Consider the following 25,478-nt stretch of genomic DNA (forward strand, 5'->3'; position numbering starts at 1 on the left):
CCGTGGGAGATGGCGTAATCGGTCCCGAGTCGCGCAAGCTCTGTGGACCGAACCATCGATCCGAAAGGCTACTCCCATGCCCGACTATGTTGGCCTCGACGTTTCCCTCGACCAGACCAGCCTGTGCGTCCTCGATGCCGCCGGCCAGATCGTGCGTGAGACCAAGCTTGATACCGATCCCGACGCCATCGCCGAGTACCTTGGGCAAGCCGCTCTGGTCATCGAGCGCGTCGGCCTGGAGGCGGGGCCGCTCTCGCAGTGGCTTCACGCCGGTCTCGTCGCCCATGGGTTACCGGCGGTTTGTATCGAAACCCGTCACACCAAGGCGGCCCTCGGCGCCATGCCGGTCAAGACCGATCGCGGGGATGCGCGCGGCATCGCGCAGTTGATGCGTACGGGCTGGTTCAAGGCTGTGCACGTGAAGACGCACCAGGCGCAGGAGTGGCGCCTGTTGCTCACGCAGCGCCGTTTACTCGTCAACAAGTTGATCGACGTCGAAGCCGAGATCCGCGGCACACTGCGCGGCTTCGGCTTGAAGATGGGACGCGTGGGGCGCGCTGGGTTCGTGGGACGCGTACGCGAGTTGCTCGCGGACCGACCGAGCTTGCTGCGGGTGGTAGAGCCCGTCCTGCTCGTACAGGCCATGCTGCTGAGCCAGCGCGAAGCCCTGCATCGCATGGTGCTGCAGGCTGTTCGCGAGGAAGAGGTTTGCCGCCGGATGATGACGGTACCCGGTGTCGGCCCGATCACCGCACTGGCCTTCCGGGCGACGGTCGATAAGGCCGAGCGCTTCGCTCACTCCCGCGACGTCGGCGCCCACTTCGGCCTGACGCCGCGTCGCTACCAATCGGGCGAGACGGATCGCTCGGGCACGATCACTAAGACCGGCGACGCGCTCATGCGTCACGCGCTGTACGAGGCCGCTACCAGTATGTTGGTGCACGCGACGAAGCCCTCGGCCCTGCGCAATTGGGCACTGGTTGTCGCCAAGCGCCGCGGGCTGCAGAAAGCGCGCGTCGCCCTCGCGCGTCGCCTTGCCGTCGTGTTGCATCGGATGTGGCGTGACGGAAGCGTGTTCCAACCGCAGGGCCGGCTCCCCACGATCTGAACCGACCGCGATCGAGATCCGCGCACGACGCGGAATGGTGTCCCCGTGGGGACGAGGGTTAGGCGAGGACGGAGCCGTTCCTGTGCCCGGCATCCTTCGATGCCGAGGCCGCGTAAGGGAGATTGGTCCCGCCGCCCTTCAGCACCCCATCCTGAGGCGACCTCGGGTCGACCTCGAAGAGAAGCATGAGATCCACGGGGGATCCCATAATCCGTTGACACGCGCATCGTTGATTAGAGAAGAATGGCTATTGTGAGAGCTTCAATGGCAAGTTGAAGGACGAGTGCCTACGCCAAGAAATCTTCTACTCGCTCAAGGAGGCACAGACCGTGATTGGGATCTGGCAGAATATGTACAACCGCGTTCGACCGCATTCGTCCTTGGGCTACCGGCCGCCCGCGCCTGTCACCTTCCCGGATCTGGCCTTCCGGCTACCCATGGCCGCTACCATGCAGTAGCCTCTCAATCGGCTCGGTCCAAAATACCGGTCAGGTCAGAGGTCGCGCCGGTGGGCCGTTCTGGGCGGCCGAGCCGGAGCACCAGGACTATTTGGAGCGCAGGCCCGGCGGTTACACCTGCCATTTCGTCAGGCCGAACTGGACGCTGCCGGTCCGGGTCGAGGTTTAAGGTCGCCTGAGTTGGCGCTCGGGAGGCCGTGCCATGTTGCATGGCCTCCCTCATTCACGCTGAGCTGCCGGAAAGGCCGACGGCCGCGATACGGCTCGATCAGAGAACAGGCATGCCACCGGCCACGGTGACCAGGGCCCCTGAGGTGTAGCTGCTCTCGTCGGAGGCCAGCATTACGTAGGCCGAGGCGAGCTCCGCCGGCTGGCCCGGGCGGCCGAACGGTACCTTCGAACCGAACGACTTAACCGAGTCTTGATCCATGCCGGAGGGGATGAAGGGCGTCCAGATCGGCCCTGGCAGGACGCCGTTCACCCGGATGCCCTTCTCGGACAGCAACTGGGCGAGGCTCAGCACCATGTTGCTCAAGGCCCCCTTGGTGGCACTGTAGGCGAGCAGCGACGGCATCGGGTGTTTCGAGTTCACGGACGAGGTAAAGATCACCGAGCCGCCGGGCTTCATGTGGGCCATGGCGGCCTTCGTCACGTAGAACGGGCCGAAGACGTTCGTGCGGAAGTGGTCCTCGAACACCCTATCCTCGATGTTGTCGAGCCCCTCGTTCGGCTGCTGGAAGGCACCGTTGTTCACGAGGAGGTCAAGGCCGCCGAACGCCTCGGCAGTGCGTACCACGATCTCGCGCCCGTAGGCCGGGTCCTTGAGATCGCCCGGCAGGAGGAGTGCTCGCCGACCAGCCTTCTCGATCCAGGCCTGAACCGCTTCCGCGTCCGCTTGCTCCTCGGGAAGGTAGGAGATGGCCACGTCCGCCCCCTCGCGGGCGAAGGCGATGGCGACCGCGCGCCCGATGCCGCTATCACCGCCGGTGATCAGTGCCGCTTTGCCGGAAAGCCTGCCCGATCCCTTGTAGCTTTCCTCGCCATGATCGGGCTCAGGGGTCATTTTGCCGGTCTTGCCGGGAAAGTCCTGCGGCTGGGCTTCGAACGGTGGCCGGGGATACCTGTTAAGGGGATCTGTGGTCATGGCATGTCTCCGAAGGGAATGCCGACCCAACAGGATTTCCCGGGTGGTGTTCCCGTGGCCGGCGCATGCCCGTCCAGCCTTTCATCCCGCAGCCTGAGCAGGAACCGGTCTCTCGGACCGTTTTAAATGGTTAACGGACTCTCTCCAACGAGTAACGATATCGGATCACGCCGCATTCTTCTTCGAAGCCCGCCATCGCCCTCGTCATTGACCGGCGCCCGTCCCGGGCGAATGCGGGCCAGATGCCCAGATGAGATTTCGGTGGACACACCGAGGACGAGCCGTAGGTCATCCAGTCGGCTTGGATCCCGCGATTAGCTTGTTTCCGTCCAGATAACGGAGGTAGGCGGCGAATGTACCGTTCGGGCGCTCGGCGGGGGGGCTCTCGACCGCGTTGCCCCTGTGCTCGGTGCCTGCCCAGGGCCAGGCAAGATCATTGTCCGGGCTCGCGGCGGCTATGCCGGTTGTGCCACCGTTGGCCGAGGTCGCGGCTTGGCCGTTGATCGCCTTGGTAATTATCAAGCGACCGCCCTCGTGGACGTAGATCAATCTGCCTCTGGGGTCCATCTCGCCAGGCTGGTCGCCAAACGCGGCGAACGTGGCGTCGTAGAAGACCCTGGCTCGCTCAAGGCCGTTGCTGCCGATCATAAAGTGGGCAAACATGCCATCCCTCCAAAGACCGACGGACCCCCGCTCCGAAGGTCAACGGAGCGTGCGCTGGTACATCGCCCTCAGTTCGCCCTAGCCACGCTCGGCGCCCTCAAAGTCATGCAGGGGAAAATCCGGCATCATCCAGCCGTGCTCGGCCGGGTAGGTCTCAGTACGGAACGTCACGCCGGCGCCGGTCAGCGCTCCCTCAAGCTTGGCAGCCATTTCGGGCGGGTAGCTCCGGTCATTCTCGGCCGCCGCGGCGAGCGCCATGCCCCGCCCATGCAGAAGCCGACACCGGCGACATGGCGGTCAACGACGTCGCTGCACGTATCGAGGCAGGCAAGGAGTTCGCCCGTATCCTCGGCGGCCTTGTCGTTCCCACTCGTAGCCATCAGTGGACCGAGGATGGCTCGAAAATTGCCCTTGAGCATCTTTGCGGGCACGAACGGCTCGTAGGATCCGTAGCGTTAGAACAGGTCCAGCAGCAGCATGATGTGGCCGATGTCCGCGAGACGCTGTGCCATCTCCATCGGGCGGGCCGGATACCGCCAGCATCCATGTACATGATCGCTGCCGGCCACGGGCCAGCGCTTTCGGGCGTCAGGCTATGCGTGGGGCATGTGTCGTCGTGGGTCGGGACGGTCATTCGTTCGTGCGGCACGAGATGGCTACAGGCGTGCAACGCGGCCGGCGGTTTCGCCGCTGGCATGCGGCGTTCAGTAGGCGCTGAGTGGCTGAGTTGGGTCGGGATCTTCCGGTCCGCTCCATGACCGGGGTGGGCGGTAAGTTGCCTGTCTGCCTTCGACGAGCAAAGTCGAAAAACCGAACGTTCGCTTCAATAGTGACCCATATCAGTTTCGCGCACACCTAAGTCATCCAGCGTTACGCTGAAAATATCGAAGCATTCACGTCTTTTGCGGCTGAGCGGGTTCGATTCTCGGCTTAAATTTATATCTGTAGGCCTGCGTTCGAATGATGAATGCCCGGACATAATTTTATGTATTGATAGCTAATTTCATCTGGTTGCCGCACGATAGCGTCACTCAACTGTCATCAGCCGAATTTAATCCCGGGGGCACCAAATAAATTGAGGGTGTCCATGTCCGACGCGATTCTAGCACCGGCCTCTACGGCCGGACACGTGGCGACAGGCAAGCCCAGCCTGGACCATGGCATCCATCCCGGAGGCGTCATTGCTTTCCTGCTCGTGCTCGTCGCCGGTCTCGGCTACGCGGTCTTCAGCCTAATCGCCGACATGAACGCGGTACACCAGGAGCCCTTGGCGCTTGGCGCCTTCGCTCTCCTCGGCCTAGCACTCCTGATCGCGCTCGCCTTCGAGTTCGTGAACGGCTTTCACGACACTGCCAACGCGGTGGCGACCGTGATATATACCCACTCGATGCCGCCGCTCGTGGCGGTGATCTGGTCCGGGACCTTCAACTTTCTCGGCGTGCTGCTGTCCTCGGGCGCCGTCGCCTACGCCATCGTCACCCTGCTGCCCGTCGAACTCATCCTGCAGGTCGGCTCGAGCGCCGGCTACGCGATGATCTTCTCGCTGCTCATCGCGGCCATTATCTGGAACCTCGGCACCTGGGCGCTCGGCTTGCCGAACTCGTCCTCGCACGCGCTGATCGGCTCGGTGCTCGGCGTCGGCCTCGCCAACCAGCTCATGGGCGGCCAGGACGGCACCTCCGGCGTCGACTGGAACCAGGCGCTCGGCGTGTTCAAGGCGCTCGCCTTCAGCCCGATCTGCGGCTTCGTGGCGGCCGCCCTGCTGCTACTCGCCCTCAAGTTCACCGTGCGCCGCAAGGACCTGTACGAGGCCCCCAAGGGGGACGCGCCGCCCCCGCGCTGGATCCGCGGCGTCCTGATCCTGACCTGCACTCTGGTGTCGTTCTTCCATGGCGGCAACGACGGTCAGAAAGGCATGGGCCTGATCATGCTCATCCTGATCGGCGCCGCCCCCACCGCGTACGCCCTGAACCGCACCATGAACGCCGACGCGACCCCGGCCTTCGTCCAGACCTCCGAGTCCGCCAGCACGGTGTTCGCGACCTATGCCGGCGGCGGGGCGCGGCCCGACGCCGCCCAAGCCCGCAAGACGGTGGCCGACGCGCTGAAGGCGAAGGAGCTCAACAAGCCGGAGGTGTTCGGTGCCCTGTCCGCGCTCTCGACCGACATCGCGGCGTCGGTGAAGGGCTACGGCTCGCTGCAGCAGGTCCCGGCTGGGGCGACCTCGAACGTCCGCAACGACATGTATCTCGCCTCCGACGCGATCCGCCTGCTGCCGAAGTCGGGCGCGACCTTGTCCGAGGCCGACGCCAAGACCCTCAAGGGCTACACCGAGTTGCTGAACGAGGGCACCCGCTACATCCCGGGCTGGGTGAAGGTCTGCGTCTCCCTGGCCCTCGGGCTCGGCACCATGGTCGGCTGGAAGCGCATCGTCGTCACCGTCGGCGAGAAGATCGGCAAGACCCACCTAACCTACTCCCAGGGCGCCTCGGCTGAGATCGTCGCCGCCGGTACCATCGGGCTCGCCGAGCTCTACGGCCTGCCGGTGTCGACCACGCACATCCTGTCGTCGGGCGTTGCGGGAACCATGGCTGCCAACGGCTCGGGACTGCAGGTTTCGACCGTGCGCAACATGGCGCTGGCCTGGGTGATGACCCTGCCGGCCGCGATCGTCATCGCCGGCACGCTGTTCTTCATCCTGCGCCACGTGTTCTGAGCCGGATGGAGGCCGCCACCGCGACATGCGCTCGCCGTTTGTGCGACGAGCCGGCGCTTCCGGGTCTGCTCTGGGCGATGCACTTCGACGAGAGTGGCTGCGGTCACCTCGTCGACCACGGCGAGGCGCTGTCCGCCCGGGGGAGCTTCGGCGAGGCGTTCACCTTGCTGCACCTTAGCCGGAAAGACGCGCGCTTGCCGATTCTAAACGACGAAGGGCGCCTCGGCCCACCTCCCCTTGCCGGCGGCCTTTGCCAGCGACCCACACCAGCGCCTCATCGTCGAGGCGGGCCATATCGGCTGCGTCGTGGCCGATCTCGTCCGGGAGATCGGCGAAAGCCTTGGGATCGACGCCGGCGGTCCCCTGCATTTCGTCATGGGCCCGCGCCTGCTCGCGAGCGGTCGACGGCATCCTGTTCTCGGACTGGACGTCGCCCGTGATGCCGCCGTGGAAGGTCGCGGCATCCTGGCCCCGATGCAGCTGCTCGATGTCAACGTCGAGCCAGTCGTGACATCGATGGCCGAGACCGGCGCTCGCCTTGCCAACGAGCTTGACGAGATCGAGGACCACATCCTCGACGAGCGCGTTCGTGGCGAGCGTCAACGGCTCGGGCCGATCCGCCGGGACGCGGTCCGGCTTCACCAGCAGCTTCTCGGCCTACGTGCTATCTTCCGTCGGCTTGAGACCGCCGGGGCCGACGAGGAGGTCCCGGATGCCGCGATCGCTGCGGCCACTTGGATCGCGCAAAGGCTCGACACGCTCGACCGCGACATGGTCCTGCTCGCGGACCGCAGCCGTCTGATGCAGGAGAGCTGTCCTCCTATCTTGCGCAGGCCTCGAACCGGCAGCTCTACATGCTGTCGGTGCTCACCGCGCTGTTCCTGCCGCCGACCCTTGTGACCGGGCTGCTCGGCATGAACACCAAGGGCCTGCTGCTCACGGACAACGAAGCCGGCTCCACCGTTGCCATCGCCGTCGCCTGCCTCACGGCGGTCGTGGCCTATGCGCTGATCCGCGTCCTTGGCATCCGGCGGTCGCGGGATTGAGCAAGGGAGCGCGTTCGGCTGAGTAGCGGGTGATGGCGCGCAGGCCGAACACCCAGGCGTTGTGCACCCGTGTGCCATCGGGATCGCGGGGCTGGCGATCCCGCCTCCCGGGTGGACGACGTACTGAACGGTAGGCTGCAAGGCGATGCCGGGAGCGAGCACGGCCTGATAGGTCGCCTCCAGCAACAGCTCGGCGCTGCGGCGAGGGGCGGGCGTCGCGCTTTGCAGGGCGGCAATCGCGTCGAGCCGCCGCGCTACGGGGGAGATGTGCGTGACGCCGACGCCGAACCCGAGAGTGTCGTCCGAGCGACCGGGGAAAAGGCCGCGATAGGCAATGCCACCGTCGAGGTAGAAGTCCACGAGGTTACGGTCGCCCGGGGACGCCGAGGCCCGCAGGAACACACTAGCGCCGTCGTTGGGATCGTTCGGCTCCTGGTAGATCGTCTGGTCAATCACCCCGTAAGTTCCGGAATCGCCGGAAACTCTTGGGACGAGACCGCTCAGGGGGTAGGGCATGAGGGCATCGACGCGGCCGAACCGGTGCCAGCCCCCGAACGTCACGGTTCCGGGCAGGCCGGTGTCGCCGGGGCGAACGTTGTAGGCGTAGGAGACCTCCGCGATCGCGAGCGGCGGATCGGACAGCGGGAAGGGGGTACCGTTCGGATTGCGCCGCTGCTGATCGACCCCCGAGCGCGGATTGCCCCCGCCGGGCGTGCCGTCGATCAGGCTCGCTTGGAACGAGAGCTCCCGGGTCGGCACGTATTTGAGGCGGACGGTCGGCGCCGAGAGCGGGTAGGCCGGTCCACCATCGGTCATGTTCGCCGCAAAGATCGCCGGCCAGCCGAAGGTGCCGTTGGTGAACAGGATGCTGGTCTGGCTCACCATGTACTCGGTGTCGGCTGAGAGCTGGCCGACGCGGAGGAAAAGCCGGTCGTCAAACAGGCTCTGCTCCAGCCAAAGTTCGGACAGGCGCGAAGCTGGCAGAGCCTCGATCTCGCTGATGGTCATGAGGTTGCCGACGCGGGAGCGAGAGGTGCCGCTGCCCTGGATCTGCTAGACCGTGGCATGGGCGCTCGCCCCCTTCCACCCTGCCAGGGTGTCGAGATCGACGTCGACGTCGAGCAGCGTCAGGCCCGTGGAGCCGCGCTGCAAGCCGCCGCGGAGGTTGCGGTAGGTCTCCGCCACCGTAATCAAACCGAAGGTGATGCCGTGGCGCTCCAGGAAGGCGCGGTATCCGCCGGGGTCGCCCAAGGATCCGAGAAGGGGCTGGAACGAGGTCGTCACCTCCGCCGCCCGGCCCGCCGAGAAGACCGGCTGGGCCACCGAGGTCTGCGGATCGCCGCCCGCGCCGGATGGCGAGCCGATGGCGATGCCTTCGGCCGCGACCCGTTCGGCCGTGGCCTGCGCCTCGCCTCCCTCCGTCTGGGCCGCGACACGGCTTGGCTGCGGCCAGAGGGCGAGCGCAAGGAGGATGGCGCGGAAGGAGGAACGCACCTCGACACCCGATCCGGATGAAATGCCGACGGTCAGGTTAGGACACCATCGCGCACCACGACATCGGCGCGCAGCCTGGCTCCCACCCCGCCGGCGGCCATCAGGCCGGCCTCCAGCGCCTGTGCCCGATCCCGGTACTCGGGTCGGGAGCGAACGATGAGGCATCGGTCGGCCCCACGATGGATGGCCCAAGCCCAGCGCTTCGCCCCACCCCCGGCCGCTTCGGCCCTTACCTCCAACGGCGCGGTCTCATCGAATGGCATGATGCGTTCGTCTCCTGCGGACCCATCACCCCGGCGGTCGGACCACGGTCGGGTTTGGCGAGCCAAACCGACTTATGAGCGTCGCCGAAGCCTCTAAGGCGATGCAATGCCCGGACCGATGACGCTGGACCTGCTAGCGAACCGGTGTTCGCGCCGGATCGGCATGGCGGAGCTCAGGTAAAGGCTCCACGCCGCGGTTGATCGGGAGAGCGATGGGCTTTGTCGACAGCCAATCCTGTGCGAGCTTGGCAGCGTGGGCAACTGCCACGTCGAGGAGAACAGGTGCCGGTTGCCAGACGTCAGCTCGCGGCATCGATCCGCGCCGCCGCGCATATCGTAGATCGAGAGGCGATTGCCAGCTTCATCGCGGACGAAGCCACGGAGGTGGGCCTCAACCCATTCCCGCATACGACTGCGGGAGCCCAGGGCCATATCTGGGCTGGGCATAGCTTCGATTTCCGAGCGTCGCAGGTGGAGGCCCTCGGCCTTGCGTGCCTGCTGAAGGCCCTGGATTCCCTGGCTGGCGACGAGCCTCTTACGCAGGAAATATTTCGCTCCGGTCCCTACCGGGCCTACGTCTATCACCCTGGCGATGGGTGTCAGATCGTCGGAGCGGTCGTGTATGGCCGTGCGGGTATGGCCCTTCCCGCGCTTAAGGCGATGCCTCGACGTCGTACCCTCCGGCGCGCGCATCGGGCTCATCCGCAACAGCTCGATCTCTTTGCGCACCGGCAACATGCTTAGCTGCGCGCAGCAGGCACCAAGAACCTAATCACCCCACCAAGGACGTGGGCTTCAGCTGGCGAGGGCGCGCATTTCGGGGGCATCCTCGCGCAGGACGTAACCTCGCCCCCAGACGGTCTCGATGTAGTTCTTGCCCGAGGAGGCGTTGGCGAGCTTCTTGCGCAGCTTGCAGATGAACACGTCGATGATCTTCAGCTCGGGCTCGTCCATGCCGCCGTAGAGATGGTTAAGGAACATCTCCTTCGTGAGCGTCGTGCCCTTCCGGAGCGAGAGGAGTTCCAGCATCTGGTACTCCTTGCCCGTGAGGTGGACCCGAGAACCGGAAACCTCGACGGTTTTCTGGTCGAGGTTCACGATGAGGTCGCCCGTGGTGATCACCGACTGGGCGTGACCCTTCGAGCGGCGTACGATGGCGTGGATGCGGGCGACGAGTTCGTCCTTGTGGAACGGCTTCGTCAGATAGTCGTCGGCGCCAAAACCGAGACCCTTCACCTTATCCTCGATACCGGCCATACCCGAGAGGATGAGAATTGGGGTCTTGATCTTCGCAGCGCGCAGCGTGCGCAGCACTTCGTAGCCGGAGATGTCGGGTAGCGTCAGATCCAGCAAAATGATGTCGTAGTCGTAGAGCTTGCCGAGGTCGATTCCCTCCTCACCGAGATCGGTGGTGTAGGTGTTGAAGCTCTCGGACTTGAGCATCAGCTCGATGCTCGTAGCAACGGACGCATCGTCCTCGATTAGCAGAACGCGCATCGGCCAGGATCCTCAAAAGATGGAGGCATCCTGAAGGATCATTGGTAACAAACCGTTAAGCTTGGGCCGGGCTGGAAACAGCAGCGGCCACGGACGCTGAGATACGGTGCGCGTACATCCGGCGTCACCCCATCCCGGCATCGTGGCCGCATCCGATCAAGCGGTTGTGCCGTGATCGGTATGTTTTCTAGATGGGGGCAACGTGGTTAATTTTTAATGATCTCGATCAGCCGCTCACTGGCTGAGTTCCAGATTGATCGGCGTCGAAGGCGCCATCCTCACCCGGCTCTCGGGCGCTCCGCCGGTTGATGACCCAGTGGACATACGTGGTCCGGGGCTTCCGTAGAGCGCATTGCGCATGCTGGCCGAAATGAACCGTAGGCTAAGCCGCGTTGAGCGCCCGCTGCACCGCCTCGGGCTCCCGGCTAATGACGAGGAGGTACGCCCGTGTCGAGGCGTCCGGTGACCTGACCGGGTGGCTTTGTACCGGGCTGATTGAGAGGATCAGCCAGGACCGAAGGAGCTGGACATGAAGCGAGGTCAGAAGACGGGTGCGGAGCAGATGGTGCTGAAGCTGCGCCAGATCGAGGTACAGTCAGCCCGGTCCAAAGCCACCCGGTCAGGTCAGCCGGGCCAAAGCGACGGGGGGACGTCAAAAGGCCTAAAAATCGCCACGCCTCGGCCGGCGGCATTCTCGATTATCATGCCCCACCCTATGATGTGTTAACCATGCTGACGTACGAACCAGTCTCCCGCAGATCGGCGTAAGGAGGGTTCTCGTGCGCTTGGCAACGATCATCGTAGTGTCGCTCGTCGCCCTGCCGGCGTTCGCTCAACCCGAACCTCCAACGCGCGGGGTAGTGCGCGCGGTACGGGACGCCAGCGTCGCGACCGATCTCAACGCCCGCATCCTCACGCTGCCGTTCCGCGAGGGCGCCTCGTTCAATGCTGGCGATACGTTGATAACATTCGACTGCGATCGGACGCAGGCAGAATCCCGCGCGGCCGACGCCGAGACGTCGATCAACCGCATCGCCCTCGACAACGCTCAACTCCTCGACAAACGCCACGCAATCGGGCGCGTCGAAGTTCAGGCGGCCAAGGCGCGGTGGGATAAGGCCCACGCCTCCGCCGAGGCGTTGCGCATCAGGGTGCGCGATTGCCGGATTGTGGCGCCGTTCTCCGGGCGCGTCGCCGAACTGCGTGCGCGTGAGCATGAGATGCCGGTGGCCGGCCAGCCCCTCATCCGTATCGTCGATGCTAGCACACTGGAGATCGACCTTATCGTGCCCTCGGTCTGGCTGGCCTGGCTGCGGACCGCCGCCCCCGTCACGGTCAAAGTCGACGAGACCGGGCAGACCTATGCTGCAACGGTTGTCCGCACCGCGGCCGCCGTCGATCCGGTGTCCCAAACTATCAGGATCACCGCGGCCTTCGCCCCCGGCGACACCTCAGCGGTGCTACCGGGCATGAGTCTCAACGCCACCTTCGAACGTCCGTCCTACTGACATGGGCGCGCCGCAACCGACTGGCGAAACCGGTGGCCGCCGCGTCCGTATCGACCCCTCGGGCGCGACGCTCCTGCGGCGGCCGGAGCAGATCGCGGCCGACGATGCCGGCGCCGGCCTGCGCCAGCTCCTGGCCGTCGAGGCGACCTTCCGCCAGGCCGCGGACCGCGACGCCCTCGGCCTCGCCCTCATCAACGAGACCGTCAAGCTGGTGCGGGCACGTCAGGGCTTCCTGCTGAGGACGGATCGCCTCGGCGACCCGGCCGTCGAGCGGGTGTCCGGCACGATCCAGGTCGAGCGCAATGCGCCCCTCGTCGCCTTCGTGGAGGCGGCCATTGCCGCGATCCCCAAGGTAGAACGCGCCGCGTTCCGTTTCCTCGACCTTCCGGCGCTGGGCGGCGAGGAGGCGCTGACCTATCCCTTCGGCCACGGCCTGTGGGTCCCCCTGCTCGATCGCCTCGGAGCGTCGGTCGGCGGCCTGCTGCTGACGCGCGAGCGGGCTTTCGACGAGGCCGATATGGCCCTCGCCGGGCGGCTCGCGGAAACTGGCGCCCATGCCCTCCTTGCCCTGCGACCGCCGTTGCTGCCGCGCTTGTCGAGCGGTCTGCGCGGGCCCGCCCTCGGCGTGGCCGGCCTCGTACTGGCGGGACTTGCGCTTCCGGTCTCGATGACCGTGCTGGCACCGGCCACGATCACAGCCGAGCGACCCTTCGTGGTCGCCGCGCCGATCGAGGGCATCATCGAGGAGATTTTGGTGACGCCGAACGCCGCGGTCGCCATCGGCGACCTCGTCTTGCGGTACGTCGACACCGCCCAACGCAACGCCCTCGCGGTGTCCGAGCGCGAGGTGCAGGTCGCCGACGCGAAGCTCCGACAGGTGACGGTGGCGGCGTATGCCGACGAGCGCGCCCGGCGGGAGATCGGGCAGGCCCGCGCCGAGCTGGCATTGAAGGCGGCCGAACGGGATTTTGCCCATGACACCTTCGCCAAAACGCAAGTCCGCGCCGAGCGCGCCGGCGTCGCCGTCTATGCCGACCGCAAGGAGTGGTACGGCAAGCCCGTCGCCGCCGGGCAGCGCATCCTGGAGATCGCCGACCCGAAGACGGTGGAGATCCGCATCGACCTTCCGGTCTCGGATGCCATCGCCCTCGAAGCGGGCAGCCGGGTCCGGCTCTTCCTCGACGCCGATCCCCTCAACGCTCTGGATGCGCAGGTCGACGAGGTGACGCCCGTCGCGCGGCTGACGGAGGCCGGCGTGCTCGCCCACCGCGTCGTCGCGAGGCTGCCCGCCGCCGCGCGGCCACCACGGCTCGGGGCTCGCGGAACGGCACAGCTCTACGGATCGACTGTGCCGTTCGGGTTCACCCTCCTGCGCAAACCCCTCGCGTTCCTGCGCCAGAAAGTCGGCCTGTGAGCCGCGGGGCGGGCTCGGCGGATGACCCGCCGCTTACGGCCCTGCGCGAAGACCTGCGGATTGAGCGCGGAGCGGTGCCGGGCGACGGCGGTCCGACCCCCTGGCTGCTCTACGATCCGCTGGCGCATCGCTTCTACGAGATTGACGGCACCGGCCTCGCCTTCCTCAAGGCCTGGCGGACGGGCCTCACGCCGACCGAACTCGCCCAAGCCGCCGGCAAGGCCCTCGGACGCGCGGTCGCGCCGGCCGAGGTCGCGGGGTTTCGGGGGTTCTGCGAAGCCAACGGCCTCGTCGCGCATCGCGGCGGCTGGCAGGGTCTGGCGCGGCAGGCGGCGGCCCGCAAGCAGGGGGGCGGCGCATGGCTGATGCACAACTACCTCTTCGTCCGCATTCCCCTGGTGCGGCCGCAGGCGTTTCTCGACCGCACCCTGCCGCTCGCTCGCCGGCTCGCTGACCGGCGCAGCCTGATCGCCGTCGCGCTCGCCGGGCTGCTCGGGCTGTACCTCGCCATGCAGCAATGGGACGCGTTCCGCGCGACCTTCCTGCAGTTCCTCACGCCGGAGGGGGTGATCGGCTATCTCGCCGCCCTCGTCACCGTGAAGGCGCTGCACGAGCTCGGCCACGCCTATGTCGCCACCCATTACGGCTGCCGCGTCCCCAGCATGGGCGTCGCCTTCATGGTGCTGATGCCGGTGCTCTATACCGACACCACCGACGCTTGGCGCCTGCGGGACCGTCGCCAGCGCGTCGCCATCGACGGCGCCGGAGTCGCGGTGGAACTCGCCGTGGCGGCCGTCGCGACGCTCGCCTGGTCGTTCCTGCCCGAGGGAACGCCGCGCTCCATCGCCTTCTTTCTGGCCACGACGAGCTGGGTGATGAGCGTCGCGATCAACCTCAGTCCGCTGATGCGCTTCGATGGCTACTACATCGCCGTCGATCTGTTTGGGGTGCCGAACCTCCAACCCCGCGCCTTCGCCGTCACCACCTGGGCGCTACGCGAGACGCTGTTCGAGCTCGGCGATCCCTGCCCCGAGACCTGGAGCCCGCGCCGGCGCGCGGCCGTGATCGCCTACGGCGTTGCGGTCTGGATCTACCGGCTGGTCGTGTTCACCGGCATCGCCGTGATGGTCTACACCCTGGCCTTCAAGATCCTCGGTCTGGTGCTCTTTGCCGTCGAGATCGGCGTGTTCGTCCTGCGCCCGATCTACCGTGAAACCAAGTTCTGGTGGGTGAACCGCGCACGGATCTCGTCCGGTGAGCGCACGCGGTTCACCGTGGCGGCGCTCGGCGTGGTCCTGGCGCTGCTGGTCCTGCCGGTCTCGGGTCGCGTCGAAATCCCGGCAATTGCCGAGCCGGAGCGGACCGAGCGACTCACCGCCGTGGAACCGGCGCGCGTCGAGACCGTGGAGGTCGAGGCGGGCGCGTCGGTCAATGCCGGGCAGGTCCTGATCCGGCTGCATTCGCCCCGCCTCGTTCACGAGCTGAACACGGCGCGCATCCGCCTGGCCCTGGTGGAGGCGCGGCAGGACCGCCGCGCCGCCGATGCGCAGGACCGGGCCGGCGGCCTCGTCCTCGATGGCGAGCGGAACGCCAAGCGCGAAGCCGTTCAGGGCCTGGAGCGGCGCCACGACGAACTCGTGATCCGCGCGGCCTTCGACGGCGTCGTCGCCGAGATCGAGCCCGACCTGCAGCCCGGACGCTGGGTCAGCAGAGGCGAGGAACTCGGGACCCTGGTCTCGAACGGTCGGCGGCAGGTGCGCGGCCTCGTGCCGGAGGACGCCATGGCGCGCCTCTACGCCGGCGCACCCGGCACCTTCGTGCCCGACGATCTCACCACCGGCTCGATTCCGGTGGTCGTCAGTTCGGTGTCGAGCGCGGCGGTCGCCACCGTCGAGATTCCCTCGCTCGTATCCACTCTGGGCGGTCCTGTCGCCGTGCGCGAGGAGAAGAACGTCGGCCTGGTGCCCGTCGAGGCGCAGTACACCGTCGTCATGAACCGCCCCGAGGACGAACTGCGCCTGTCCGGTACGCCCGCCGTGGTGCGCGGGGTGGTCGCCGTCTCGGGGCATCGGGAAAGCGTCGCGGCCCACGCGTTTCGCCGCGTGGTCGCCGTGCTCGTGCGCGAGAGCGGCTTCTGAACGAGGTCACCCGAGGCGCCGCCCCACCGTTCCTTAACCATGCCGGCCTAGGCTCGCCATCGGGGAGCGCGTGACGCGTTCCGGTCGCAGGCTGGGCGGACTCGATGTTCGGACGTTTCCGGAGCAAGGCGTGGGCGGGTTCGGGGGCACGGGGCGCGATGGGGGCGCTTCCGACTCCGGCGATCCGCGCCCTCGAACCCCGCTTCGTCTTCGATGGCGCCGCCGCACCGGCCGCCGCGCAGGCGCAGTCGGACGCCGTCGCGCAGGCCCATCCGGACGCTGCCGCGCAGGCTCATCCCGACGCCGCGCGATCGCACGCCGACCAGACCGGGACGGCGGGCGACACCGCACATGGCGCGCCGGCGGACGCGCAGTCCGCCGCCCTGGCCGCCGCGCCACCGACGCACGAGACCGCCTCCGTCGACGGCCGCCACGAGATCGTGGTGATCGACCGAGGCGTTGCCGATCTGGCGACCCTCCTCGCCGGACTGCCGGCCTCGGCCGAGATCATCCTCATCGATTCCGCCAGGGACGGCTTCGACCAGCTCGCCGAGGCGCTTAAGGGACGCGGCGACATCGATGCCATCCACATCCTCTCGCATGGCTCGGCCGGCGACCTTCGCCTCGGCACCGGCGACCTGACGGCCGAGACGATCCAGGGCCGCTACGCCGCCGACCTCGCGGTCATCGGCAACGCGCTCACCGCCACCGGCGACCTCCTGATCTACGGCTGCGACTTCGCGGCGGGCGAGGCCGGCGCGCGCGCCGCCGCGCTCCTCGCGTCCGCGACCGGGGCTGACGTCGCCGCGTCGGACGACGCCACCGGCGCGACCGCCCGCGGCGGCGACTGGAACCTTGAAGTGCGGGACGGCGCCATCGAGACCGGTGTCGTCGTCGGCGAGGCGGCACAGCACGCGTGGCAGCATAGGCTGGCAGCCGCGGACAACGGGCGCGGCGCGCTGCTGGCCGTCTCGGGGCGCACAATCTACAGCGTCGACATCGCCTCCGGAAAGGCGACGCCCCTCACGGACGCCCCCGCCAGCGTCGGCGGGATCGGCCTGGGCACGTCCCTCAACTCCCTCGCGGTCGACCAAGCGAACGGGCTGATCTACTACGTCGACAACGCCAGTCCGCGTGCCTCCGACAGGAACGCACTATTCGCCTACGATTTCCGGAACGATCAGCACATCCTGATCAGCGCCGATCTCTCGAACAACGGCATCGCCACCGGCAACCAGGGCCTGGGCAGCGCCGGCGCCGCCTTCTCCAACGGCGTCCTCTACCTCGCTGTCGAGAACGTCTCCGGCGCGACCGATCAGATCTACAAGCTGACCTTCACCGGGGCCGGGCGCACTGTGGCGTCGGGGTCGACCTTCGGCAATCAGTCGAACCACAACTACGACTGGGGCGACATCGGGATCGATCAGGCCAGCGGACAGCTCGTCAGTCTGACCCGGTCCTCCTACGCCCGGTTTAACCTCAGCGACGGGAGCGAGGCCCTCTACGACGACACGGTGGCCCGGACCGACGTCCAGACCGGCGTCGATTCCGGTGGGTTCATCTACACCCTCGGCACAAACATCACCCGGATCGACCCGTCGGACGGAAGCGTCGTTGGCAGCGGCAGGGCCATCACCACGAACGGCTCGACCGCCCTCGGCACCATCAACGACGCGGCCTCCTGGACCCCGCCGACCTCGACGATCGGCGGACGGGTCTTCGCGGACGCGAACGCCAATCGCGCGTCCGATGCCGGCGAGGCCGGCATCCGGGGGGTCACCGTCGAACTCGTCGACGACGTGAACGGCAACGGCCTGGTCGATACCGGCGAGCGTGTCCTGGCGACCGAGACTTCGGCCGCGGACGGCAGCTACGGCTTCACCGGGATCCTGCCGGGCCAGTTCGTCGTGCGGGTAACCGACACCGAGGGACGCCTCAGGACGGCCACGGCGACGACGGCAACCTCCGGTGCGCTCACCGACAACAAGGTCGGGGCGACCTTGGCCGGCCCGAATTTCGGCTACAATCCGGCCCTCGTGCTCGATCTCGACGATTCGGCCGCCGGCACCGGCTACGCCACCCAGTACACCGAACGGGCGGCGGGGGTCGCCATTGTCGATGGCGACGTCTCGATCGCCGACGTCGCGAGCTCCACCCTCATGTCGGCGAAGGCCGTCATCACCAACGGCAGCGGCGGCGACACCCTCGGCATCGCCGGTACGCTGCCGACCGGCCTCAGCGCCGTCTACGACACGACGACCTTCACGCTGACGCTGACTGGATCGGCCAGCCTCGCCGACTACCGGACAGCCCTGCAGCAGATTCGGTTCTCGTCGGCCGACCACGATCCCGCGACGGTCGACCGCTCCATCACGGTGACCGCCAACGACGGGACGATCGATTCGAACACGACGGTCGCCACCGTCGCGTTCACGGCCGTCGACGACGCGCCGGTGAACGGCGTTCCGGGGGCGCAGACCGTGAACGAGGATGCCGCGCTCGTCTTCGCGTCGGCCAACGGCAACGCCATCACCGTGTCCGATGCCGACGCCCGCACCGGCACTCTCACCACGACGCTCAGCGTCGCTCACGGCACCCTCACCCTCGGCTCGACGAACGGCGTGACGGTCAGCGGCAACGGCACCGATACGGTGAGCGTCACCGGTGCGATCGCCGACATCCAGGCGGCCCTGAACGGGACGACCTACCGGGGTGCGCAGGACTACAACGGCAGCGATACCCTCACGGTCGTCACCAACGACAACGGCAACACCGGATCGGGCGGGCCGAGGAGCGACACCGACACCGTCGCGATCACGATCACGCCGGTCAACGACGCCCCCGTGCTCGATCTCGACGCCTCGGTGCCCGGAACCGGTTTCCAGACGAGTACCGGCACCGGCGGGACAGGCGTCGCCATCGTCGACACCGACGTCTCGATCGCCGACGTCGACAATGCCAACATCGCTTCGGCCAAGGCCGTCATCACCAACCATCAGGCCGGAGACAGCCTCGCCCTGGTTGGCACGCCGCCGTCGGGGATCGTCGCGACGTACGATCCCGCAACCTACACGCTCACCCTCACCGGCACGGCGAGCAAGGCCGACTACCAGGCCGCCCTGCAGCAGATCCGTTACACCGCGACCGGACCGTCCCCCTCGACGGTCGACCGCACCATCGCCGTCACGGTGAACGACGGAACCGTCGACTCCGCCGCCGCCACGACGACCGTCACCATCGGCGCCGCGAACGCTGCCCCGGTCAACACCCTGCCCGCGGGGCAGTCCGTCGCCGAGGATGCTAGCCTCGTCTTCTCGTCGGGCACCAACAACGCCGTCACCGTCTCGGACCCGGATGCGGGGAGCGGCCCCCTGACAACGACGATCGGTGTGGCGCACGGTAGGCTGACCCTCGGTTCGACCGCCGGCGTCACCGTCACGAACGATGGGAGCGGCAGCGTCACGCTCACCGGGACGGCGGCCGCGATCAACGCCGCCCTCGACGGCACGACCTATCGTCCGGCCGCGGACTACAACGGTGCCGACACACTCACGGTTGTTACCAACGACACCGGCAACACCGGCTCGGGGGGCGCGAAGAGCGACACCGACACCCTCTCGATCACGGTCACCCCCGTCAACGACGCGCCGGTCAACGGCGTCCCCGCCGCGCAGAGCGTGGACGAGAACACGAACCTCGTCTTCTCGCCGGGCAACGGCAACGCCATCACCGTGTCGGACGTCGATGCTGGCAGTGGCGGCGTGACCACGACGCTTCACGTTCAGCACGGCACCCTGACGCTCGGGGGCACGGCTAACGTCACGGTCACGGGGTCGGGTACCGGTTCGCTCACGCTGTCCGGGACCACCGCCGACATCAACGCGGCCCTGAACGGCACGACCTATCGCCCCGATGCCAACTACAGCGGCATCGACACTCTCACGATCACGACGGACGACGGTGGCAACACCGGTGCCGGCGGGCCGAAGAGCGTCACCGAGACCGTCGACCTCACCGTGCGCTCTGTCGGGACCGCGCCCACGAACAGCGCACCGGTGAACGCCGTCCCGTCCACAACCCAGACGGTGAACGAGGACACGCCGCTGGTGTTCTCGGCCGGATCCGGCAACGGCGTCAGCGTGGCCGATGCGGATGGGGGCACGCTCACGGTGTCGCTGCGTTCGGCGGAGGGCCTGCTCACCCTGTCGCGCACCACCGGCCTGACCTTCCTGCAAGGCGATGGAACCGGCGACGGCGCGATGCGCTTCTCCGGCGCAATCGCCGACATCAACGCTGCCCTGGAGGGGTTGCGCTTCGATCCCGCCGCGGACCGCAACGGCGCCGCGCAGATTATGCTCACGACTGCCGACCCAGGTGGGGCGAACGCCGCCAGCACCATCGCGGTCAGCATCGCGCCGGTCGCCGACATCGTGCCGGATTCCGTCGGGACCGACGAGGACACCGCCATCACCTTCAACGCCCTCACGGGCACGAACGGGGCCTCGGCCGACACGTTCGAGGACGGCACGCGGCAGGTGACGGCGGTCACGCAGGGCGGGCACGGCACCGTCGGCTTCCAGCCGGACGGCACCCTCACCTATTCGCCGGCGGCCGACTTCAACGGCGTGGACAGCTTCACCTACACGGTGACCTCGGGCGGTTCGACCGAGACGGCGACGGTCACGGTCACCGTCCGGCCGGTGAACGACGCGCCCGTGCTGCACCTCGCCGCGGCAGCCGGCACCGGTTACGCCACGGGCTATACCGAACGCGCGCCGGGCGTGGCGATCGTCGACGGCGGCGTGTCGGTGACCGATGTCGACAGCGCGTCCATGGTCTGGGCGACGGCGGTCGTCACAAACGGCCAGCCCGGCGATACGCTCGCATACACGGGCACCCTGCCGGCGGGCATCACGGCACGCTTCGATCACGCGACCTACACCCTGACGCTGACCGGGGCCGCGACGAAGGCCGATTACGAGACGGCCCTGCGGCAGATCCGCTTCTCCTCGAACGAGCACGATCCCGCGACCGTCACCCGCAGCATCGACGTGTGCGTCAACGACGGCACGCGCGACTCGAATGTCGCCACCACGACCGTCGCCTTCACGGCGCTGAACGATGCCCCCGTCAACGGGCTGCCGCCGGATCAGACGGTCGCCGAGGATACGCCGCTCGTCTTCTCGGCGGCCAATGGCAACGGCATCACCGTCTCCGACGCGGATGCCCGGAACGGGGCGATCACGACGACGCTCAGCGTGCTGCACGGCACGCTCACGCTCGGCTCGACCATCGGCGTCACGGCGAGTCATGACGGCAGCGGGTCGGTCACGCTGACCGGTACCGTCGCGGCCATCAACGCCGCCCTCGATGGCACCCGCTACCGGCCGGCGGCCAACTACGACGGCGCCGACACCCTGACGATCCTCACGAATGACGGCGGTAATACCGGCACGGGCGGTGCCCGGACCGATACCGACACCCTGACTCTGACGGTCACCCCGGTGAACGACGGCCCGCGGGCCGGGACGCTTCCGGCCATCGGGAGTCTCGACGGAGACGCCGTCGCCGGCACGGATCTCGGCCGCTATTTCTCGGACATCGAGAGCGACGCGCTCACCTTCGGGGCCGCCGGGCTTCCCGCGGGACTCGGGATCGATCCGACGACCGGTATCGTCCGTGGAACGATCGACCGATCCGCGTCGCGGGGCGGCACGAACGGCGACTACGCCGTGACGGTGACGGCCGACGACGGCAACGGGGGCACGACGCGCCGCACCTTCACCTGGCGCGTCCTCGATCCGGCCCCGGTCGCGCGGGACGACGGCGCCGTCACCGATGCCCGCACCCCGGCCACCGGCTCCGTGCTCGCCGACAACGGCAACGGCGCCGACAGCGATCCGGACGGTGACCCGCTCACGGTCGCGGCCGTGAACGGGTCAGTGGACGCCGTCGGGCAGACCGTGGCGGGGTCCGCCGGCGGCCGCTTCACCATTCTGGCGGACGGTCGCTACCGCTTCGACCCGGGCGCGGATTTCACTGATCTGGCCCCGGGCCAGACCCGGACGACGCGCATCGCCTACACGATCGCCGACGGCGACGGCGGGAGTGCGACGGCTGTCCTCGCGGTGACGGTCACGGGCCGTGTCGACGCTCCCGCCGCGTACGCACCGGGTGACATTGCCGTCGGGGACGGCCAAACGGTGGCCCTTCCGCTCGGCGCCCCGTTCGCGAATCCCGACGGGCCGGCCCTGCGCTACGGCGCCACCGGCCTGCCGCCGGGCCTCGTCATCGATCCGGCGACTGGTACGGTCGGCGGCACAATCGATCATGCGGCGTCCGGCGCCACCGGGCTGACGGACTACCGCGTCACCATCACGGCGACCGATCCGGGCGGCGCGTCGACCAGCAGGAGCGTCGTTGTCCGGGTCACCAACACCGCCCCCCAAGCCATGGACGATGTTGCGATCACGGCCGAGGACACGCCGGTCGCGGTGGATGTCCTGGCGAACGACAGGGACGGCGACGGGGATCGTCTTGCTCTCGTCGCGACGGGCGACGCCGCGCCGCGCGCCGGGCACGGCCGGGTGACGGTTTTGAACGGCCTGCTCGTCTACACGCCGGATCCGGACTTCAACGGAACCGACACGATCACCTACGCCATCGTCGACGAGAACGGCGGCACCAGCACCGCGTCGGTGAACGTCACGGTCACGCCCGTGAACGATGCGCCCGACGCCGAGAGCCTGCCCGACCAGTCCGGCCGCAACGGTTCCGTCGTCCGCTACGACGTCGCCGCGCGGTTTCATGATCCCGACATCGATTCCCCGGGCCTCGGGGTGCCGGGCGGGGACCGGCTCGGCTTCAGCGCCACCGGGCTGCCGCCGGGCCTGAGCATCGATCCGGCGACGGGCGTGATCATTGGGACGCTGCCGAGCGGGCCTCCGGGGCGCACCTCCTACGCCGTGACCGTCACGGCGACGGATACCGCTGGCGCCAGCGTGACACGCGGTTTCACCTGGACGGTCAGCGGTGACGCCCCGACCGCCGCGCCCGACACGGCCACGACCCGGGCCGGTTCCCCCGTCCTGGTCGCGGTCACCGCCAACGATTCCGCCGCCGACGGCGAAGCGATCCGCCTCGTCGATGCGCCCGGCGCGACGACGGCCGCGCACGGGACCGTTTCGGCCGATCCGGCCACGGGTCTGCTGACCTACACGCCGGACGACGGGTTCTCGGGGACCGACACGGTCGTCTACACGATCGAGGATGTGAACGGCGTTCGTGCCACCGGCCTCCTCACCGTCACGGTGAGGCCCGTGAACCAGCGTCCGGTCGCACCCGACATCCTGCCCGCCCGCAACGCGGCGGACGGCGAGAGCGTTCGCGTACCGGTTGGCACCCTGATCGCCGACCCCGAGGGCGCCGCCCTCGTCTACACCGCGACGGGCCTGCCACCGGGTCTCGCGATCGACCCGGCCACCGGCACGATCGGCGGTACGATCGACCCCGCCGCGTCGGGTCCGGGCGGACGCACCACCTACGTCGTGACGCTCACGGGCACGGATCCCGGCGGCCTCGCGGTCTCGCGCCACTTCGCCTGGACCGTCACCAATCCGGCCCCGTCCGCGACGGACGAGGCCATCGACATTGACGAGGACACGCCCGTCGACATCGACGTGACGGGCAACGACAGCGATCCCGACGGCGATCCGCTCGTGGTGGTGCCTGGTTCGCTCACGGCCGACCACGGCACGGTCACCCTCAATCCCGACGGCAGCCTGCGCTACGCGCCGGACCGGGACTTCAACGGCACCGACACGATCTTTTACACGATCGCGGACGGCAACGGCGGCTTCGCCACGGCCTGCGTGACCGTCACGGTGAAGCCGGTCAACGATGCGCCGGTCTTCGACCCCGCCGCGCCGGGGCTCGCCGCGCGGACGGCGAGCGATGCCGAGCGGGTATCGATTCCGGCGGGATACGCCTTCAGCGACGTCGACAAGGGCGACGGCCTGACCTTCACGGCGACCGGGCTGCCCCCCGGTCTCGCGATCGATCCGGCGACGGGCCTGATTTCGGGCACGATCGCGTCCGACGCATCGAGCCGGATTCCCGGCGGCGTTTACACGATCACGCTGACCGGCACCGATCGCGCCGGAGCGTCGGCGACGGCGCGCGTCGTACTTACGGTCGTCAACCCCGCCCCGGTCGCCCTCGACGACGCCGCGACCCTCGCGGAAGACAGCGTTCTCGAAGGCAGCGTCCTCGGCAACGACCATGATCCCGACGGCGACACCCTCCGGGTCGATCCGATGCCGGTCGCCGGCCCCCGGCATGGACGTCTCGACCTTCGGCCCGATGGCCGCTTCACCTACACGCCGGACGCCGATTTCCACGGCGGGGATTCCTTCACTTACGCGATCGTCGACTCCGATGGCGGCCGCTCCACAGCCACCGTCCACCTCACGGTCACGTCGGTGAACGACGGACCAACGGCGAGCGCGGACCTCGTGACGACGCGTGAGGACACGCCCGTCGACGGCCGCATCGCCGCCGGCGACCGGAACGCCGACCCGTTGCTCTACGCCATCCAGACGCCGCCCGCCTCGGGCCGGGTCACGCTGCGGCCCGACGGCGGTTTCACCTACATCCCCAATTCCGGGTTCCATGGCGGCGACGTCTTCACCGTTCGGATCTCGGACGGGCGGGGCGGCTCCGCATTGGTAACCATTCCGGTGACCATCGAGGCGGTCAACACGGCTCCGGACGCCCGCGCCGAACCCCTCGTGAGCCCGGCCGACACGGTCGGCAAGGGGCGGATCGTGGCGATCGACCGCGACGGCGATCCGCTCGGCTTCCGCTTGGCGGCGCCCCCGGCGAACGGGACGGTGGTCCTCGCCGGGGACGGGTCATATTCCTATGTGCCCAAAACCGGTTTCGAGGGGCGCGACCGCTTCACGGTCGACGTCAGCGACGGACGCGGCGGATCTACCCTGGTCACGGTCGACGTCACCGTCACGCCGCTTCCGACGCTGGTCCCGCCGCCGGGGGCGTTCTTCCCGATCCTCGCGGCGTCGCCCGTCTTCGGCGCTCCAGCCGCACCGCCGGTTCCGCTCCTGGAATCCGGGCTTTTCGACCCCGGGAGCCTGGAGCCCGGGATCTTGGCCAACGGCTTCGTTCTGCCGGTGGTCGCCGCGATCGAGCCGCTCGGCTCCATCGGCGCTGTTGTCCTGGCGGACGGCGCCGTGGTCGCCGCCGTCAACGGCGTCGGCCACCTCCATGGCACGACGACCCGTCTTGCCGGTCACATCATGCTGGAAGAAAGCGATCGGATCGCGCGGTTCGCCTCGGAGCGGTTCGAACGGGCGTCCGACGATGGGTGGTCCTGGTTCTCGCCGAGACCCTATCTCGGCCGTTCGTTGGACTTCCCCCTGTCGGCGGACGAGGCCGGAACGGGATCGGACGCGCTCATGATCGAGGCGATCCGACGTCCCGACACCCTGTCGATCAACCTGCGCAATGCAGCACCCGGCACCGCGCTCGTGCGGGAGGTCCGGCTGTTCGGACGGGGCGGTTCGCCGGCGCCCGACTGGATTGAGGGCGACGGACTGGGCGGCTTCTGGGGGCGCCCCCCGGCAGGCACCGGGCTCGTGGCGCTCGAACTTGAGGTCGTGCTGGAGGATGGCCGCGTCGTGCGACGGGCCGTGACCATCGATGCGGAAACGGGTGAGATCCGGGCGATTCCTCCCACTCCCGGCCCCGCCGCCGCCGCCGCCAATCCGGGGCCGGCTCTGCGCCGAGAGCCGCCGCCTGAGCCCCGCGGCGTAGCGACACTGTTTACCACCCGATTGGCGACGCTGGATGCACGCGACACACCCGACCTCGCCCTTCTGGATAGGGCGCTCGCCCGTGCTCACGACATCTGGAACAGCGGCGGAGGGCCAGATGTGACGATTCGTTTACCTTAATGATCAAAAGGTTTGGGCGTCGCGACAGCGTGCCCCGGGGCTTCCCGAGCATGCTCGA

General features: G+C 68.1%; 14 protein-coding genes and 3 pseudogenes. 11 read left to right on the forward strand and 6 right to left on the reverse strand.

What is annotated here, in order from left to right:
- Nucleotides 1-76: 76 nt before the first annotated feature.
- The 3 genes and pseudogenes from MFF01_RS11655 to MFF01_RS11665 all read left to right on the forward strand — a co-directional run.
- On the forward strand, nucleotides 77-1,108 hold the full coding sequence (locus MFF01_RS11655; RefSeq protein WP_238225513.1) for an IS110 family RNA-guided transposase: 1,032 nt from the start codon (nucleotides 77-79) through the stop codon (nucleotides 1,106-1,108).
- Nucleotides 1,109-1,347: 239 nt separating this feature from the next.
- A pseudogene (locus MFF01_RS11660) lies at nucleotides 1,348-1,566 on the forward strand (integrase core domain-containing protein); the annotation flags it as partial.
- A 52-nt stretch (nucleotides 1,567-1,618) separates the two neighbouring features.
- Nucleotides 1,619-1,735 (forward strand): annotated as a pseudogene (locus tag MFF01_RS11665) (peptide-methionine (S)-S-oxide reductase MsrA); the annotation flags it as partial.
- A 99-nt stretch (nucleotides 1,736-1,834) separates the two neighbouring features.
- Here the strand turns inward: MFF01_RS11665 and MFF01_RS11670 are convergent.
- The 3 genes from MFF01_RS11670 to MFF01_RS22055 form a co-directional block, all read right to left on the reverse strand.
- The gene (locus MFF01_RS11670; protein ID WP_238225514.1) at nucleotides 1,835-2,710 is read right to left on the reverse strand and encodes an SDR family oxidoreductase; all 876 of its coding nucleotides are present in this window, start codon (nucleotides 2,708-2,710) and stop codon (nucleotides 1,835-1,837) included.
- Nucleotides 2,711-2,998: 288 nt separating this feature from the next.
- Complete coding sequence (locus MFF01_RS11675) at nucleotides 2,999-3,373, reverse strand: VOC family protein (RefSeq protein ID WP_238225516.1); 375 nt, start codon at nucleotides 3,371-3,373, stop codon at nucleotides 2,999-3,001.
- A 78-nt stretch (nucleotides 3,374-3,451) separates the two neighbouring features.
- Nucleotides 3,452-3,583 (reverse strand): hypothetical protein, encoded by a 132-nt coding sequence (locus MFF01_RS22055; RefSeq protein WP_283207181.1) that lies wholly within the window; start codon nucleotides 3,581-3,583, stop codon nucleotides 3,452-3,454.
- 80 nt (nucleotides 3,584-3,663) lie between these two features.
- Here MFF01_RS22055 and MFF01_RS11680 point away from each other — a divergent pair, with 80 nt between their 5' ends.
- The 3 genes from MFF01_RS11680 (at nucleotide 3,664) to MFF01_RS22210 (ending at nucleotide 6,989) form a co-directional block, all read left to right on the forward strand.
- On the forward strand, nucleotides 3,664-4,131 hold the full coding sequence (locus MFF01_RS11680) for a hypothetical protein (protein ID WP_238225518.1): 468 nt from the start codon (nucleotides 3,664-3,666) through the stop codon (nucleotides 4,129-4,131).
- 329 nt (nucleotides 4,132-4,460) lie between these two features.
- Nucleotides 4,461-6,089, forward strand: coding sequence for an inorganic phosphate transporter (locus MFF01_RS11685; protein ID WP_238225521.1), 1,629 nt, complete (start codon nucleotides 4,461-4,463; stop codon nucleotides 6,087-6,089).
- 375 nt (nucleotides 6,090-6,464) lie between these two features.
- Nucleotides 6,465-6,989 carry a CorA family divalent cation transporter gene (locus MFF01_RS22210; RefSeq protein ID WP_494337865.1) on the forward strand — a complete coding sequence of 175 codons (525 nt, stop codon included), beginning with the start codon at nucleotides 6,465-6,467 and terminating at the stop codon, nucleotides 6,987-6,989.
- 305 nt (nucleotides 6,990-7,294) lie between these two features.
- Here the strand turns inward: MFF01_RS22210 and MFF01_RS22230 are convergent.
- A pseudogene (locus MFF01_RS22230) lies at nucleotides 7,295-8,143 on the reverse strand (carbohydrate porin); the annotation flags it as partial.
- A 45-nt stretch (nucleotides 8,144-8,188) separates the two neighbouring features.
- Complete coding sequence (locus tag MFF01_RS11700; protein WP_238225523.1) at nucleotides 8,189-8,629, reverse strand: hypothetical protein; 441 nt, start codon at nucleotides 8,627-8,629, stop codon at nucleotides 8,189-8,191.
- A gap of 545 nt (nucleotides 8,630-9,174) precedes the next feature.
- On the opposite strand from MFF01_RS11700, the gene MFF01_RS11705 reads away from it, so the two are divergent.
- Nucleotides 9,175-9,636, forward strand: a complete 462-nt coding sequence (locus MFF01_RS11705) for a hypothetical protein (RefSeq protein ID WP_238225525.1) — start codon at nucleotides 9,175-9,177, stop codon at nucleotides 9,634-9,636.
- 51 nt (nucleotides 9,637-9,687) lie between these two features.
- On the opposite strand, the gene ctrA is transcribed toward MFF01_RS11705, so the two are convergent.
- Entirely contained in the window at nucleotides 9,688-10,389 is a 702-nt protein-coding gene (gene ctrA, locus MFF01_RS11710) for a response regulator transcription factor CtrA (protein ID WP_238225527.1), read from the reverse strand.
- An 803-nt stretch (nucleotides 10,390-11,192) separates the two neighbouring features.
- Between ctrA and MFF01_RS11715 the strand changes: the two genes are divergently transcribed.
- The 4 genes from MFF01_RS11715 to MFF01_RS11730 all read left to right on the forward strand — a co-directional run bounded on the left by MFF01_RS11715 (nucleotide 11,193) and on the right by MFF01_RS11730 (nucleotide 25,420).
- Complete coding sequence (locus tag MFF01_RS11715) at nucleotides 11,193-11,897, forward strand: efflux RND transporter periplasmic adaptor subunit (protein WP_238225529.1); 705 nt, start codon at nucleotides 11,193-11,195, stop codon at nucleotides 11,895-11,897.
- A 1-nt stretch (nucleotide 11,898) separates the two neighbouring features.
- A complete protein-coding gene (locus MFF01_RS11720) occupies nucleotides 11,899-13,311 on the forward strand; it encodes an efflux RND transporter periplasmic adaptor subunit (protein ID WP_238225532.1) in 1,413 nt (470 codons plus the stop codon).
- Complete coding sequence (locus MFF01_RS11725; protein WP_238225534.1) at nucleotides 13,308-15,449, forward strand: site-2 protease family protein; 2,142 nt, start codon at nucleotides 13,308-13,310, stop codon at nucleotides 15,447-15,449. Before MFF01_RS11720 ends, MFF01_RS11725 begins: the two co-directional genes overlap by 4 nt.
- Before the next feature lie 104 nt (nucleotides 15,450-15,553).
- Nucleotides 15,554-25,420 carry a tandem-95 repeat protein gene (locus tag MFF01_RS11730; RefSeq protein WP_238225536.1) on the forward strand — a complete coding sequence of 3,289 codons (9,867 nt, stop codon included), beginning with the start codon at nucleotides 15,554-15,556 and terminating at the stop codon, nucleotides 25,418-25,420.
- Nucleotides 25,421-25,478 lie beyond the last annotated feature (58 nt).

The organism is Methylobacterium adhaesivum, from assembly GCF_022179065.1.
Classification (GTDB): domain Bacteria; phylum Pseudomonadota; class Alphaproteobacteria; order Rhizobiales; family Beijerinckiaceae; genus Methylobacterium; species Methylobacterium adhaesivum.

Coding starts and splice junctions, on each gene's coding strand:
- MFF01_RS11655 (WP_238225513.1), top strand. CDS start 77: ATGCCCGACTATGTTGGCCTCGACGTTTCCCTCGACCAGACCAGCCTG.
- MFF01_RS11670 (WP_238225514.1), bottom strand. CDS start 2,710: ATGACCACAGATCCCCTTAACAGGTATCCCCGGCCACCGTTCGAAGCC.
- MFF01_RS11675 (WP_238225516.1), bottom strand. CDS start 3,373: ATGTTTGCCCACTTTATGATCGGCAGCAACGGCCTTGAGCGAGCCAGG.
- MFF01_RS22055 (WP_283207181.1), bottom strand. CDS start 3,583: ATGGCTGCCAAGCTTGAGGGAGCGCTGACCGGCGCCGGCGTGACGTTC.
- MFF01_RS11680 (WP_238225518.1), top strand. CDS start 3,664: ATGGCGGTCAACGACGTCGCTGCACGTATCGAGGCAGGCAAGGAGTTC.
- MFF01_RS11685 (WP_238225521.1), top strand. CDS start 4,461: ATGTCCGACGCGATTCTAGCACCGGCCTCTACGGCCGGACACGTGGCG.
- MFF01_RS22210 (WP_494337865.1), top strand. CDS start 6,465: ATGGGCCCGCGCCTGCTCGCGAGCGGTCGACGGCATCCTGTTCTCGGA.
- ctrA (WP_238225527.1), bottom strand. CDS start 10,389: ATGCGCGTTCTGCTAATCGAGGACGATGCGTCCGTTGCTACGAGCATC.
- MFF01_RS11720 (WP_238225532.1), top strand. CDS start 11,899: ATGGGCGCGCCGCAACCGACTGGCGAAACCGGTGGCCGCCGCGTCCGT.
- MFF01_RS11730 (WP_238225536.1), top strand. CDS start 15,554: ATGTTCGGACGTTTCCGGAGCAAGGCGTGGGCGGGTTCGGGGGCACGG.